Source organism: Streptomyces sp. NPDC000348 (genome assembly GCF_042898795.1).
Lineage (GTDB): Bacteria > Actinomycetota > Actinomycetes > Streptomycetales > Streptomycetaceae > Streptomyces.
Genome location: NZ_JBIAZD010000011.1, coordinates 240,832 through 255,203, shown reverse-complemented (window position 1 = coordinate 255,203; position 14,372 = coordinate 240,832). Strand labels below are relative to the sequence as shown.

At 71.9% G+C, this 14,372-nt stretch carries 14 protein-coding genes; 6 read left to right on the top strand and 8 right to left on the bottom strand.

What is annotated here, in order from left to right; all coding sequences use genetic code 11:
* Positions 1–68 precede the first annotated feature (68 nt).
* A complete protein-coding gene (locus ACFY3N_RS23060) occupies positions 69–896 on the top strand; it encodes a hypothetical protein (RefSeq protein WP_390818592.1) in 828 nt (275 codons plus the stop codon).
* A gap of 82 nt (positions 897–978) precedes the next feature.
* On the top strand, positions 979–1,164 hold the full coding sequence (locus ACFY3N_RS23055; protein ID WP_390818575.1) for a hypothetical protein: 186 nt from the start codon (positions 979–981) through the stop codon (positions 1,162–1,164).
* Positions 1,165–1,170: 6 nt separating this feature from the next.
* Here the strand turns inward: ACFY3N_RS23055 and ACFY3N_RS23050 are convergent, their stop codons facing one another.
* Positions 1,171–1,530 carry a metal-sensitive transcriptional regulator gene (locus tag ACFY3N_RS23050; protein WP_390818574.1) on the bottom strand — a complete coding sequence of 120 codons (360 nt, stop codon included), beginning with the start codon at positions 1,528–1,530 and terminating at the stop codon, positions 1,171–1,173.
* A gap of 239 nt (positions 1,531–1,769) precedes the next feature.
* On the opposite strand from ACFY3N_RS23050, the gene ACFY3N_RS23045 reads away from it, so the two are divergent.
* Positions 1,770–2,390, top strand: a complete 621-nt coding sequence (locus ACFY3N_RS23045; protein ID WP_030223622.1) for a DUF47 domain-containing protein — start codon at positions 1,770–1,772, stop codon at positions 2,388–2,390.
* Between the two features lie 7 nt (positions 2,391–2,397).
* Positions 2,398–3,396 carry an anion permease gene (locus tag ACFY3N_RS23040; RefSeq protein ID WP_390818573.1) on the top strand — a complete coding sequence of 333 codons (999 nt, stop codon included), beginning with the start codon at positions 2,398–2,400 and terminating at the stop codon, positions 3,394–3,396.
* A gap of 331 nt (positions 3,397–3,727) precedes the next feature.
* Here ACFY3N_RS23040 and pstB read toward each other — a convergent pair whose 3' ends face one another.
* The 7 genes from pstB to ACFY3N_RS23005 form a co-directional block, all read right to left on the bottom strand.
* The gene (gene pstB / locus ACFY3N_RS23035; protein ID WP_356313175.1) at positions 3,728–4,504 is read right to left on the bottom strand and encodes a phosphate ABC transporter ATP-binding protein PstB; all 777 of its coding nucleotides are present in this window, start codon (positions 4,502–4,504) and stop codon (positions 3,728–3,730) included.
* A gap of 33 nt (positions 4,505–4,537) precedes the next feature.
* Positions 4,538–5,599 (bottom strand): phosphate ABC transporter permease PstA, encoded by a 1,062-nt coding sequence (gene pstA / locus ACFY3N_RS23030; protein WP_390818572.1) that lies wholly within the window; start codon positions 5,597–5,599, stop codon positions 4,538–4,540.
* Positions 5,596–6,600, bottom strand: a complete 1,005-nt coding sequence (gene pstC, locus ACFY3N_RS23025) for a phosphate ABC transporter permease subunit PstC (RefSeq protein ID WP_390818571.1) — start codon at positions 6,598–6,600, stop codon at positions 5,596–5,598. The genes pstA and pstC overlap by 4 nt, the downstream gene beginning before the upstream one ends.
* A gap of 135 nt (positions 6,601–6,735) precedes the next feature.
* A complete protein-coding gene (pstS, locus tag ACFY3N_RS23020) occupies positions 6,736–7,863 on the bottom strand; it encodes a phosphate ABC transporter substrate-binding protein PstS (RefSeq protein ID WP_390818570.1) in 1,128 nt (375 codons plus the stop codon).
* A 231-nt stretch (positions 7,864–8,094) separates the two neighbouring features.
* Complete coding sequence (locus ACFY3N_RS23015) at positions 8,095–8,535, bottom strand: NUDIX hydrolase (protein ID WP_390818569.1); 441 nt, start codon at positions 8,533–8,535, stop codon at positions 8,095–8,097.
* Positions 8,536–8,546: 11 nt separating this feature from the next.
* A complete protein-coding gene (locus tag ACFY3N_RS23010; protein ID WP_390818568.1) occupies positions 8,547–9,950 on the bottom strand; it encodes a CHAD domain-containing protein in 1,404 nt (467 codons plus the stop codon).
* A complete protein-coding gene (locus ACFY3N_RS23005; RefSeq protein WP_390818567.1) occupies positions 9,931–12,300 on the bottom strand; it encodes an RNA degradosome polyphosphate kinase in 2,370 nt (789 codons plus the stop codon). Before ACFY3N_RS23005 ends, ACFY3N_RS23010 begins: the two co-directional genes overlap by 20 nt.
* 531 nt (positions 12,301–12,831) lie before the next feature.
* On the opposite strand from ACFY3N_RS23005, the gene ACFY3N_RS23000 reads away from it, so the two are divergent.
* Both ACFY3N_RS23000 and ACFY3N_RS22995 read left to right on the top strand, forming a co-directional pair.
* On the top strand, positions 12,832–13,374 hold the full coding sequence (locus ACFY3N_RS23000) for an RNA polymerase sigma factor (RefSeq protein WP_366814943.1): 543 nt from the start codon (positions 12,832–12,834) through the stop codon (positions 13,372–13,374).
* Positions 13,371–14,228, top strand: a complete 858-nt coding sequence (locus tag ACFY3N_RS22995; protein ID WP_390818566.1) for a zf-HC2 domain-containing protein — start codon at positions 13,371–13,373, stop codon at positions 14,226–14,228. The genes ACFY3N_RS23000 and ACFY3N_RS22995 overlap by 4 nt, the downstream gene beginning before the upstream one ends.
* Positions 14,229–14,372: the final 144 nt, after the last annotated feature.

The window sequence follows — 14,372 nt, the reverse complement described above, 5'->3', positions numbered from 1 at the left end:
ACCACGGTAACGCCCCGATCGCCGGCGTGACGGGGTCACTGACCGATCGTTGACCGGGCATGGCTCGGATGCGCGGCGTGGTGGCTGGGTTCGGGGTGGTGTGCTGTCTGGGGCTCGGGGGCGCGGGCTGCGCGAGCGGCGGCGCCGTGACCCCGGGGGCTCCCGCCGGGGATCCGGTGCGGGTGCTGCGGCAGGCCGCCGACGCGCTGGTGGACGCCGGGAGTTCCAAGGCGCGTACGTCCCTGGAGATGGCGACCGGCGGGACCCGGGTCACCATCCGGGGCGAGGGCGTGTACGACTACCGCAGGCGGCTCGGGCGGCTGAAGGTCCTGCTGCCGCAGGATCCGGCGGGGGGGACCGTGCGCCGGCCCATCACCGAACTGCTCGCTCCCGGGGCACTGTTCATGAAGAACCGGGGGGCCGGGGTGCCCGCCGACAAGTGGGTGCGGGTGGACACCGGGACGCTGTCCGACGGGAACCTCGTCACCGGCGGGGCCACCGATCCGTTCGCCGCCGCCGAGGTGCTGCGCGGGACGTGGTCGGCGACGTTCGTGGGGCGGACCGAGGTCGCGGGGGCGAAGGTGCGCCATTACCGGGGGACCGCCGACCTGCGGCGGGCCTCCCGGGACGCCTCGGACGCCAACCGGGAGGCGCTGGGCGCGGCGGCGAAAGGGTTCGCCACCGCGCGGGTGCCGTTTGAGGCCTACCTCGACGACGAGGGGCGGATCCGCAAGCTCCGGCACCGGTTCAGCTTCGTCAACGGCCGGCAGGACCGGCCCGTCGCGGTCGCCTCGACCACCCTGCTGTACGACTTCGGGGTCCCGGCCGACGTGCGGCTTCCCGAGGGCGGGGACATCTACGCGGGCCGGATCGCCGAGGAGCGGGGCCGGGAGTGACCGGCCTGAACTAGCCCTTCCGTGCCATGCGCGGTGTGTAGGGCGCTCCCTACTCTAGGAAGTCGGTGACGACAGGGACGAGGTGAGGCGCGTGGCACCGCTCGGCGGTGGGACGGTTCCGGTTCAGGACCACGTGGCGCTCGCCGAGATCGAACTCTGCGGGGAGCTGATCATCGCCGCCTCCAACGCCGAGGAGCGGCTCAGCCTGGAGAGCATCGACGAGGTGCTGAGGGTGGCCGAGGCGCGGGCGGAGCCGGACGGGCCCTGACACCGGTCAGGTGCGGAGCATGCGGGCGATGGCCTGCGTCGCCTCCTTGACCTTCGCGTCGATCTCGTCGCCGCCCTTGACGGCCGCGTCCGCGACGCAGTGGCGCAGGTGCTCCTCCAGCAGTTGCAGCGCGAACGACTGCAGTGCCTTGGTGGAGGCGGACACCTGGGTGAGTATGTCGATGCAGTAGACGTCCTCGTCGACCATGCGCTGCAGGCCCCGGATCTGGCCCTCGATGCGGCGCAGGCGCTTGAGGTGCTCCTGCTTCTGCTGGTGGTAGCCGTGGACGCCGCGGTCGTGATCGGTCACGATGTCCGTCGCGTCCGGGGAGGAGGGCGCGTTCGCGCCGGTCTCGGTGGTCGTCATCGCGTCCTCCTGGTGCACTGGCGGGCGACATATACCCCTGGTGGGTATATGGTAGCGAACTTTGCTGGGTATAGGCCCCTTGGCCGATGACATGCGCAGCGGCCGGAAACGGACCACGGACCGCCCCCGTGCCCATCACCCTGCCTGATGGGCGACACTGGTGGGCGGCCCGTTAGTCGTGGCCGGATGATGCGCCTAGCATCAGCCTGACCGAAACCGATGCTCACTGAGGACCCCACGTGCGCTTTCGTCTGACCCCCAGGGAGACGAGCTTCTACGACATGTTCGCCGCGTCCGCGGACAACATCGTCACGGGCTCGAAACTCCTGATGGAACTGCTCGGGGCGGACCCCTCCGCCCGGGCCGAGATCGCAGAGCGTATGAGGGCCGCGGAACACGCAGGTGACGACGCCACGCATGCGATCTTCCACCAGTTGAACTCCTCGTTCATCACGCCGTTCGACCGTGAGGACATCTACTCCCTCGCGTCGTCCCTCGACGACATCATGGACTTCATGGAGGAGGCCGTCGACCTGGTCGTCCTCTACAACATCGAGGAACTGCCCAAGGGCGTCGAGCAGCAGATCGAGGTCCTGGCGCGGGCCGCGGAGCTGACCGCGGAGGCCATGCCGCACCTGCGCACCATGGAGAACCTCACCGAGTACTGGATCGAGGTCAACCGGCTGGAGAACCAGGCCGACCAGATCCACCGCAAGCTGCTGGCCCACCTCTTCAACGGCAAGTACGACGCGATCGAGGTGCTGAAGCTCAAGCAGGTCGTGGACGTACTGGAGGAGGCGGCCGACGCCTTCGAGCACGTGGCGAACACGGTGGAGACCATCGCCGTCAAGGAGTCCTGAGCCCTTCATGGACACCTTGGCTCTGGTCGTGACCATCGGCGTCGCGCTCTTCTTCACCTACACCAACGGCTTCCACGACTCGGCGAACGCGATCGCCACGTCCGTGTCGACGCGGGCGCTGACGCCCCGGGCGGCGCTGGCGATGGCGGCCGTGATGAACCTCGCCGGCGCGTTCATGGGCTCCGGGGTCGCCAAAACCGTCAGCGAGGGCCTGATCCAGACGCCCGAGGGGTCCAAGGGGATGGGTATCCTCTTCGCCGCGCTGGTCGGGGCGATCGTCTGGAACCTGATCACCTGGTACTTCGGGCTGCCCTCGTCCTCGTCCCACGCCCTGTTCGGGGGCATGGTGGGGGCGGCGCTGGCCGGGGGGACCACGGTGTACTGGAACGGGGTGGTCGACAAGGTCGTCATTCCCATGTTCGTGTCGCCGGTGGTGGGCCTGCTCGCCGGTTATCTGGTGATGACCGCGATCCTCTGGATCTTCCGGCGGACCAATCCGCACAAGGCCAAGCGGGGGTTCCGGATCGCGCAGACGGTTTCCGCGGCCGGCATGGCGCTGGGGCACGGTCTGCAGGACGCGCAGAAGACGATGGGCATCGTGGTGATGGCGCTGGTCATCGCGGACGTCGAGGACTACGGCGATCCGATCCCGGTGTGGGTGAAGATCGCCTGTGCGGTGATGCTGTCCGCGGGGACGTACGCCGGTGGGTGGCGGATCATGCGGACGCTGGGGCGGAAGATCATCGAGTTGGATCCGCCCCAGGGGTTCGCCGCGGAGACGACGGGTGCGTCGATCATGTTCGGGTCCGCGTTCCTGTTCCACGCGCCCATCTCCACGACGCATGTGATCACCTCGGCGATCATGGGTGTGGGGGCGACGAAGCGGGTCAACGCCGTGCGGTGGGGGGTGGCCAAGAACATCGTTCTCGGGTGGTTCATCACCATGCCGGCGGCGGCGGCGGTGGCTGCGCTGTCGTTCGGGCTGGTGAATCTGGTGGTTCTGTAGCCGGTCTCGCCGGTGCTGTGTGTGGGTGCTGGGCGGGGGGTTGTTGCGCAGCCCGGCGTTTGCGGGGTGCCTCCCCCACGCTCGACTTCGCTCGCGCGGGGGGACCCCCATCGCCCACCCGTGCCGCCCTGGGGGCACCTCCCAGGCCCTCAAGGCACTGGGGGAGGCACGACTGCCCGCGGTGGCGCGGCAGCGGTGCCCCCAGTGACGCGGGAGTGGTGTCCGTGGTTCGTCGGCGTGTACGTGGAAGGGCCCGCCCCCGGGAGTCGGGGGCGGGCCCTTCGGGCCTCGCGGTGGCACCGCCATGCAGCACCGCGAGGAGTGGGGCGGTCTAGCCGAAGCGGCCGGAGATGTAGTCCTCCGTGGCCTGGACCGACGGGTTGGAGAAGATGCGCTCCGTGTCGTCGATCTCGATCAGCTTGCCGGGCTGGCCGACGGCCGCCAGGTTGAAGAACGCCGTGCGGTCCGAGACGCGCGCCGCCTGCTGCATGTTGTGCGTCACGATGACGATCGTGAAGCGTTCCTTCAGCTCCCCGATCAGATCCTCGATGGCGAGGGTGGAGATCGGGTCCAGGGCGGAGCAGGGCTCGTCCATCAGCAGGACGTTCGGCTCGACCGCGATGGCGCGGGCGATGCACAGGCGCTGCTGCTGACCGCCGGAGAGGCCCGAGCCCGGCTTGTTCAGCCGGTCCTTGACCTCGTTCCAGAGGTTGGCGCCCTTGAGGGACTTCTCGACGACGTCGTCCAGCTGGGACTTCTTGTACTTGCCGTTCAGGCGCAGGCCCGCCGCCACGTTGTCGTAGACCGACATCGTGGGGAACGGGTTCGGGCGCTGGAAGACCATGCCGACCTCACGCCGCACGGCCACCGGGTCGATGCCGGCGCCGTACAGGTTCTCGTCGTCGAGCATGACCTTGCCGTCGACCCGGCCGCCGGGCGTCACCTCGTGCATGCGGTTGAGCGTGCGCAGGAAGGTGGACTTGCCGCAGCCGGACGGGCCGATGAAGGCGGTCACGGAACGGGGTTCGACGGTCATCGAGATGTCCTCGATGGCCAGGAAGGAGCCGTAGTAGGCGTTGAGGCCGCTGACATCGATGCGCTTGGCCATGGGTATCACTTCTTCTTTCGGGTCCGGGGGGCCTTAGCGACCGGTCTTCGGGGCCTTCCAGCGGGCGATGCCGCGGGCCACGAGGTTGAGGATCATGATGAAGCCGATGAGCGTCAGGGCCGCCGCCCAGGCCCGGTCGAACGCCGCGCCGGAGCCGCCGCTGTTGGCGTACTGCAGGTAGATGTACATCGGCAGGGACGCCTGCGGGTCCTGGAACGGGTTGGTGTTGATGAAGTTCGTCACCCAGACCAGCAGCAGGACGGGAGCGGTCTCACCGGTGATGCGGGCGATCGCGAGCATCACGCCGGTGGTGATGCCGCCGATGGACGTGGGCAGGACCACCTTCAGGATCGTGCGCCACTTCGGCACGCCCAGGGCGAGGGACGCCTCGCGCAGCTCGTTGGGGACGAGCTTGAGCATCTCCTCGGTGGAGCGGACGACCACCGGGATCATCAGGATCGACAGGGCCATCGAGCCGGCGAAGCCGGACGGGCCCATCTTCAGGATCAGCACCCAGAGGCTCAGGATGAACAGACCGGCGACGATCGACGGGATGCCCGTCATGACGTCGACGAAGAAGGTGACGGCCTTGGCGAGCTTGCCGCGCCCGTACTCGACCAGGTAGACCGCGGTGAGCACACCGATCGGCACCGAGATCAGGGTGGCGAGGCCGACCTGCTCCAGCGTGCCGAGGAGGGCGTGGTAGATGCCGCCGCCGGGCTCGGAGTCGGCGACCACGCCCATCGAGTGGGTGAGGAAGTAGCCGTCGAGGACCTTCACGCCGCGCTCGGCCGTCTCCCAGATGAGGGAGGCCAGCGGGATCACGGCCAGCAGGAAGGCGACCCACACCAGGCTGGTCGCGGTGCGGTCCTTGGCCTGGCGGCTGCCCTCGACCTTCGAGGAGATGGCGTAGGAGCCGACGACGAAGAGGACCGCGGCGATCAGGGCCCACTGGATGTCGCTCTCCAGGCCGGCCACGGCGCTGACGGCGTAGCCCAGGACGAGGGAGCCGGCGGCGACCGCCCAGGCGAACCACTTGGGCAGGGTCGCGCCACGCAGCGAGCTGCGCCGGGGGGAAAGGGTTGCGTTGCTCATGCGTTGGCCCCCGAGTACTCCTTGCGGCGGGCGATGATCAGGCGGGCCGCGCCGTTGACCAGCAGGGTGATGACGAAGAGCACCATGCCGGAGGCGATCAGCGCGTCCTGGCCCATCACGGTGGCCTCGTTGAACTTGCTGGCGATGTTCTGGGCGAAGGTGCCGCCGCCCGGGTCGAGCAGGCTGGCGCTGATGTCGAAGGACGGCGAGAGCACCATGGCCACGGCCATCGTCTCGCCGAGCGCGCGGCCGAGGCCCAGCATCGAGGCGGAGATGATGCCGGAGCGGCCGAAGGGCAGCACCGACATCCGGATGACCTCCCAGCGCGTGGCGCCGAGGGCCAGGGCGGCCTCCTCGTGCATCCGCGGGACCTGGCGGAAGACCTCGCGGCTGACGTTGGTGATGATCGGGAGGATCATCAGGGCCAGCAGGATGCCGACGGTGAAGAGCGAGCGCGCGGGGCCGCCGTCCCACGCGAAGAGGCCGGTCCAGCCGAGGTAGTCGTCGAACCAGCCGTAGAGGCCGTTCATGTGCGGCACCAGGACGAGGGCGCCCCACAGGCCGTAGACGATGGACGGGACGGCGGCGAGCAGGTCGATCACGTACGCGATGGCACCGCCGAGCCGGCGGGGGGCGTAGTGCGTGATGAACAGGGCGATGCCGACCGAGATCGGGACCGCGATGACCATGGCGATGATCGACGACACGACGGTGCCGAAGGCCAGGACCGCGATGCCGAACTCCGGCGGTATGCCGCTGGGGTTCCACTCGAAGGACGTGAAGAAGTTCGCCTCGTCCTTGCTGATGGCCAGGGACGCGCGGTAGGTGAGGAAGACCGCGATGGCGGCCATGAGGACCAGGACGAAGATGCCGGATCCGCGGGAGAGCCCGAGGAAGATCCGGTCACCGGGGCGGGTGGCGCCGCGCGCGGCACGCTTGTCCTGCGGCGCGGCCGGTCCGGGTGCGGGGGGAGCGGCTGGTTGCTGTGTGGTGGTGTCCATCGGGTTCTCCGGTCTGCGGAACCGCCGGGACGGGCGGCTCGGTCGGAGCCTCCCGACGGCCGGGGGGCTCCTGATGGCGGTGCACCGGACGGTGCGGACCGGCCCCGTGGCACGGGGCCGGTCCGCACACTCGGGTCAGGCGAGGCTCGAGATGGTCTCGCGGACCTTGGTGATGATCTCCTCGGGCATCGGGGCGTAGCCCGCGTCGGCCAGCAGGGCCTGGCCGTCCTCGGAAGCCATGTAGTTCAGGAAGGACTTGGTGGTGGGCAGGGTCTCGGCCTTGTTGCCCTTGTCGCAGGCGATCTCGTACGTCACCAGGACGATCGGGTAGGCGCCGGCGGCGGACGGGGTGTAGTCCAGCTCCAGCGCGAGGTCCTTGCCGGTGCCGACGACCTTCGCGGCGCCGATGGCGGCGGTGGCGTTCTCGATGGTGGCCTCGACCGGCTCGGCGGCCTCGGTCTTCACGGAGACCGTCTTCATGCCGTCCTTGGCGTAGGACAGCTCCATGTAGGAGATCGCGCCGGGGGTCTGCTTGACCTGCTGGGCGACACCGGAGGAGCCCTGCGCGGACTGGCCGCCCTTGGCCTCCCAGGACTTGCTCGGCTCGTACTTCCAGTCGTCGGGCGCGGCGGCCTGGAGGTAGGTGGTGAAGTTGTCCGTGGTGCCGGACTCGTCCGAGCGGTGGAAGGCCTGGATCTTCAGGTCGGGGAGCTTGGCGTCGGGGTTGAGCTTCGCGATCGCCTCGTCGTTCCAGTTGGTGATCTTGCTGTCGAAGATCTTGGCGAGGGTCGGCGCGTCCAGGACGAGGCTGTCGACGCCCGTGACGTTGTAGCCGACGGCGATCGGGCCGCCGACCATGGGCAGGTCGATGGCCTGGCCGTCCGTGCAGACCTTCTTGGACTGCTCGATCTCCTCGGCGTCCAGCGCGGAGTCCGAGCCGGCGAACGCGGTCTGGCCCTGGAGGAACGCGGTGATGCCGGCGCCCGAACCGGTCGGGTTGTAGTTGACCTGAACACCCTTGCACGCCGCGGCGTACTGCTTGACCCAGGCGTCGATGGCGTTCTTCTGGGCGGAAGAGCCGGAGGCCTGGAGCTGGCCCTTGGCGTCGCCGCAGTCGATGTTGCCGGCCTGCGCGGTGGCGGAGGCGTCGCCACCGTTGCTGTTGCCGGTGTCGTCGGAGCCGCACGCCGTGAGGGCCAGGGCGCCGGAGACGGCGAGAGCACCGAGAGCGAGGGCCCGCCGGTTCTTGCGCTGAAGCTTCACTTGAGTCCCTTCCAGTGGCCGCCGTCCTGAATTCGGCGGCGTGCGAAGTGTGGGTGACACGGTCACCCCTTCTCCGGGCGATCCGCATCGCGTAAGGCCGAAATTAGGCAGAACAGGTGAAGCAGCCGATGGGCGTAAATGAACGCGGGGTGAACCCCTGTGGACGGTGCGGTGAGGTCACGGAACGCTCACGTCGAGGACACGGGGGGATACCGGGCGGGAACGGGACACTCACGGTGCCGGGCGGAGGGTGGCGAGGAGGGCGTCCACCAGATCGGCGTCCCGGGGCTCGGTGAGGCGGACGCGGGCGGCCTCCGGGGGGAGCCAGAGGACGCGGTCGACCTCGTCGTTCGGGGTGAACGTGCCGGAGACGGCCTCGGCCGCCCAGTAGCGGACCCGCTTGGGGCGGCCGTTCGCCAGGTACCGCGCGCTGGGGAGTTCGGCGGACGGCACGGCGGTGTGGCCGGTCTCCTCGGCCACCTCGCGCAGGGCCCCGGCCAGCGGGTCCTCGCCGCGCTTGAGCTTGCCCTTGGGCCAGGACCAGTCGTCGTACTTCGGCCGGTGGACGAGGCAGAGCTCGAGCCCGCCGGTCACGGGGGAGCGGCGCCACAGGACGCAGCCGGCGGCCTGGACGGTGAGGGTGCGGTGCCGCGCGGAGCCGGGGGTGCTCACCGGGTGCCTCCCTATAACGTGCCGAGGGCCTCCTTCTGCCAGGCCCGCTGGAACGCGTACCGCGCCGCCTCCACCTCATGCCGCTGGTCGGCGTGGAGCACGCCCAGCGCGTACGCCGTGGCCGGGGCGATCCGCGGGGTCCGGGCCGCCTGCGCGGCGGCGGCCGCGGCCTCGGAGGCGTCGCGGTGCCGGTCCAGTGCCTCGCCGGCGGCGAGGAGGCCCGGCTCCGGGCCGGCCCGGAGGACCTCGAGGGCGTAGCGGTGCAGGCGCAGGAGGAGCCGGACCTGGTGCCAGGGGGCGTCCTGCGGGTGCGGGGCGGGGTCCGGGGAGAGCCCGTGGATCAGCGCCTCGGCGTTGTACGGGCTGCCCGCGGTGAGCAGGGGCAGCGCGGCGACGGCGTCGGCGAGCCGCTCGCGCGCGGCGTCGGCGAGCGGGCGCAGATCGGCGCCGGCCGCCGCCGGGGACAGCGGGACCTCGCTGGCGAGCACGGCCACCTTGTCGGCGACCGCGTGGAACCGGGAGGAGCCGAGGGCCTGCAGCGCGGTGGAGTGCGCCCGGGTCCGCGCCAGCGTCAGCTGCCGGTCCAGCAGCGCCCCGGCCTTGGCGGCCCCGACGGTCAGGTTCCCCCGGTCCGGCGCGGGGACGGTCCGGTCGGCGAGCACACCGGTGCGGGGGCCCTTGGGGGCGGTCGCGGTGACCTTGCGGTCGGCGGTGGCCGTCACGGTGCCGGACCGGTGGGCCGAGGCGGCCACGGCGCGCCGGGGCGCGGCCGTACCGTCGCCGGCCGCGCCGACGGTACGGCCGGGGGCGCTGCCCGCCGTGCCGGCCGTCACGGTGGCCGCGGGGCGCGCGCCGTCGGCCGGGGCGGGGGACTCGCCGGCGGGGACGGTGGCGCGGCCGGGGGCCGTGCCGGCCGTCACGACGGCCGGGGGGCGGGTCGTCGCCGCGGTACGGGGCGTGCCCGTCGCCTCGTCGGGGGTGGGCGGGGGCGTGTCCGTGGGGCCGTCGCCGGTGGGGGCGGTCGTGCCCGGCGGGCCCGCCGCGGGCCCCCGGGAGGGGAACGGGGCCGCGCCCGACAGGCGGTGGAGGGCGAGGAGGAGCTGGTCCAGGCGGGACGTGCAGGCGTGTTCCAGGGCCAGGGTGCCGGAGACCCAGGCCAGTTCGGGGCGCATCGCCTCCGACCAGTCGGGGTCCAGGACCGGCTGGAAGGTGTGCAGGCTGGCGCTGATCCGGCGGGCCGCGCGGCGCAGCGCGCGGGCCGCTTCGACGGGGCCCTCCGACGCGGCCGCGCCCGCACCGGTCTCCCGGTGGAGGCGCAGCGCGCGGAGGAACTCGGTCGCCTGGGCCCGCAGGTAGCCGGCCAGGACGTCCGCCGGTACCGGACCGGCCGTCGGGTCAAGGTGTCGCTGTGCCACGCCGGCGCCTCCGGGCGTCTATGAGCATCTCCTGGACGTTGCGCAGGGGCTGGCCGTCCGCGTCCGTCGCGTGCCGGGTCCACTCGCCGTCCGCGCCGAGGTGCCAGGACTGGGTGGTGTCCGACATGCCGGTCTCCAGCAGCCGGTTCAGAGCCGCCCGGTGAGCCGGGTCGGTGACCCGTACCAGCGCCTCTATCCGGCGGTCGAGGTTGCGGTGCATCATGTCCGCGCTGCCGAACCACACCTCGGGGTCGCCGCCGTTGCCGAAGGCGAACACGCGGGAGTGCTCGAGGAAGCGGCCGAGGACGGACCGTACCCGCACGTTCTCCGACAGGCCCGCCACGCCCGGCCGGATCGCGCAGATGCCGCGCACCCAGATGTCCACCGGCACGCCGGCCTGCGACGCCCGGTAGCAGGCGTCGATGACGGCCTCGTCGACCATCGAGTTGACCTTGATGCGGACGTAGGCGGGCCGCCCGGCGCGGTGGTGCTGGGCCTCCTTGTCGATGCGGGAGACCAGGCCGTCCCGCAGGGACTTGGGGGCGACGAGGAGGCGCCGGTAGGTCTCGCGGCGGGAGTAGCCGGAGAGCCGGTTGAACAGGTCGGAGAGGTCCGCGCCGACCTGCGGGTCCGCGGTGAGCAGCCCGAGGTCCTCGTAGAGGCGGGCCGTCTTCGGGTGGTAGTTGCCGGTGCCGACGTGGCTGTAACGCCTCAGCGTCTCGCCCTCCTGCCGGACCACCAGGGAGAGCTTGCAGTGGGTCTTCAGGCCGACCAGGCCGTACACGACGTGGCAGCCGGCCTCCTCCAGCTTGCGCGCCCACTTGATGTTCGCGTGCTCGTCGAAGCGCGCCTTGATCTCGACCAGCACCAGCACCTGCTTGCCGGCCTCGGCGGCGTCGATGAGCGCGTCGACTATGGGGGAGTCGCCCGACGTGCGGTACAGGGTCTGCTTGATGGCCAGCACGTCGGGGTCCTCGGCGGCCTGCTGCAGGAACGCCTGCACCGACGTGGAGAACGAGTCGTACGGGTGGTGCAGCAGCACGTCCCGGCTGCGCAGGGCGGCGAAGACGTCGGGCTGCGAGGCCGACTCGACCTCCGCCAGGTCGCGGTGCGTGCCGGCGATGAACTTCGGGTACTTCAGCTCGGGCCGGTCCAGGCCGTGGATGCGGAACAGACCGGTGAGGTCCAGCGGACCCGGCAGCGGGTACACCTCGGCCTCGCCGACCTTCAGCTCGCGCACCAGCAGGTCCAGCACCTCCCGGTCGATGGACTCCTCCACCTCGAGGCGCACCGGCGGCCCGAAGCGGCGCCGCATGAGCTCCTTCTCCAGCGCCTGGAGCAGGTTCTCCGCGTCGTCCTCCTCGACCTCCAGGTCCTCGTTGCGGGTGAGCCGGAAGGCGTGGTGCTGCAGCACCTCCATGCCCGGGAACAGCTCCTCCAGGTGCGCGGCGATGACGTCCTCGATGGGGACGTACCGGCCGGGGGAGCTCTCCAGGAAGCGGGAGAGCAGCGGCGGCACCTTGACCCGGGCGAAGTGCCGGTGGCCGGTGACCGGGTTGCGGACGACCACGGCCAGGTTCAGCGACAGGCCCGAGATGTACGGGAAGGGGTGCGCGGGGTCGACCGCGAGCGGGGTGAGGACCGGGAAGATCTGGTGCCGGAAGAGGGTGAACAGGCGGGCCTGCTCCTTCTCCGTCAGCTCGTTCCAGCGGACCAGGTGGATGCCCTCCTCCGCGAGCGCGGGGGCGACGTCCTCGTGGTAGCAGGCGGCGTGCCGGGCCATCAGCTCGCGGGAGCGGGCCCAGATCATCTCCAGCACCTCGCGCGGCTGGAGGCCGGAGGCGGAGCGGGTGGCGACACCGGTGGCGATGCGGCGCTTCAGTCCGGCCACGCGGACCATGAAGAACTCGTCCAGGTTGCTGGCGAAGATCGCGAGGAAGTTGGCGCGCTCCAGCAGCGGGGTGGCGGGGTCCTCGGCGAGTTCGAGGACGCGTTCGTTGAACGCGAGCCAGCTGCGTTCCCGGTCGAGGAAGCGGCCCTGCGGCAGCGGGGCGGCGCCGTCGGCGTGCGACTCCTCGTAACCGTCGAGGTCCGCGTCGATGTCGGGTTCCAGGTCGGAGACCACTCCGGCCACGGTGTGCGGGCGGTGTGCGGCGATGGAGCCCACGGAGGGCTGCGGGTGCTGTACCTGTGCCTGGGTGTTGGGCTGGCTCATGACCCCATTGTTCCGCGCCACCAGCGTCACGGGCGCGTCGGAAAACGCGGGTGGGAGCGGTGGTGGCCCTGAGGCGTCCCCGTTCCCTCCGTTCACCCTTCGGGGCGGTGAAGGCTCTGGTACGGCGGGATTCATTGGCCGAGCGTCGCAAGCCTGTCTGAATCAATGGTTACGGAGACATGACGTCCGGGATATGGGGCGGCGGCCCGCAGGGGTGCGCGCCTCCCGACGGTGGGAGCCGTACGCCCTTCCCCGCCGGAGGGGACGTACGGACGTGTGCGGCGGCACGGCACCCCGGGGCGGCGGTGACGGGGACCGCGGCGGCCGGTACGACGCCGGTTCCCACCGGGTGCGGCGGCCGGGAAGGGGGCCGTCGCTGAGCGGGCGGATCCGTTCGTCGGGCTCCAGGCCGCGGACCGTCCGGGCCGGACCGGGTTCCCCGGGCGTGAGGGACTCCGTCCCCGCCCTCCGCCCTCCGGACCACGGACGCGGTCCGTGCCGCCGGACGCGGGCGGACGCGGGCGACCGGCACACCCGGAACCGCTCGGGAGGTCCGCAGCGGGCGGGAGCGGGTCCGGGACCCGCTCCCGCTCATGTGCCGGGAGCGGTGGGAAAGTCGGTCGCGCTCCCGTGAACCGATCCGCGGGGCTCGTTCGATGAGGGGGTGTGAGCGAAACGAGAAGCGACGGGGAGCTGCTGCGCGCCGTCGCGGCGGACGGGGACCGGCGCGCCTTCGAGGAGCTGTACCGGCGGTACGCGCCGTGGCTGACCGCCCGGATGCGCGGCCGGTGCGCCGACGCGGGGATCGTCGACGACGTCGTGCAGGAGACGTTCCTGGCGGTGTGGCGGGGGAGCGCGCGCTACCGGGAGGACGGGGACGTGGCCGGCTGGCTGTGGCGGATCGCCTCCCGCCGGCTGGTCGACGCCCTGCGCGGCGCCGGGGCGCGCGGCCGGCTGCGGCAGGCGCTGGCGCGGCTGCGGCACCGGGACGAGGCGTCGGCGGAGGACCGCGTGCTCGCGGGGGTGGAACACGGGGATCTCGCCGGTGCGCTGGTCCGGCTGTCGCCGGAACTGCGCGCGGTGCTCCAGGCCACGGTCGTCGACGGGCTGACCACCCGTGAGGCCGCCGTCCTGCTCGGCATCCCGCCGGGCACGGTCAAGACGCGGGCGATGCGCGCCCGCAGGCAACTCCGGGAGGCGCTGGCATGACGTACGGAACCACGGGCTGGCACGTACCCGAAGAGGACCTGCGGGCCTACGCGCACGCCGCACTGGAGCCGCCCGCGCTCTGGTCGGCCGACGCCCACCTCACCGCCTGTGCGCGCTGCCGGGCCGTCCTCGCCGACGTGAGCGATCCCGTCGCCCTCGACGCCGGATGGGAACGGCTCGACGCCGAACTCGACGCCCCCCGCCCCGGCCTCCTGGAGGCACTGCTCCTCCGGCTCGGCGTCGCCGACCACACCGCACGGCTGCTCGCCGCCACCCCGGCGCTGCGCCGCTCCTGGCTGGGCGCGGTCGCCGCCGTCCTCCTGCTCACCGTGACCGTGACCGTCACCGCCGCCCACGACACCACCGGCTCACCCACCCTCTTCCTCGCCCTCGCACCGCTGCTGCCGCTCGCCGGGGTCGCCCTGTCCTACGGGCCCGCGCTGGACCCGACGTACGAGATGGCGGTCGTCGCCCCGACCCACGGCTTCCGGCTGCTGATGATCCGCACGGTGGCGGTGCTCGGCGCCGGGCTCGGCCTCAACGGGCTGGCCACCCTCGCCCTGCCCGGGTACGGACTGCGCGCCCTGGCCTGGCTGCTGCCCGCCCTCGCGCTCACCGCGACCGCCCTCGCGCTGACCGCCCGGCTCGGCCCGGTGCTCGCCCCGTCCCTCGTCGGCGGCGGCTGGATCGCGCTGCTGCTCACGGCGGACATCGTCCGGGCCGGCGAGGACGGCCCGATCGCTCCGTTCACCGCGGCCGGGCAGGGCGTGTCGGCGGTGGTCGCCGTGCTCGCCGCCGGGCTGCTCGTCCTGTTCCGGGACCGCTTCGACCGCAGCAGCCGACGTGCGGTCTGACGGCCGCCCGGTGTCCCGCCGGAAGGGGAGCGCGGCTTGACGGCCCCGCCTCCCCCTCCGCCGGGAAACCCGGACCGTCCGCCCCGGTGCCCGGTCGGCCGGGGACCCGGGGCCGTCTGCCCGGCACTTGGCCGTCCAGAGGCC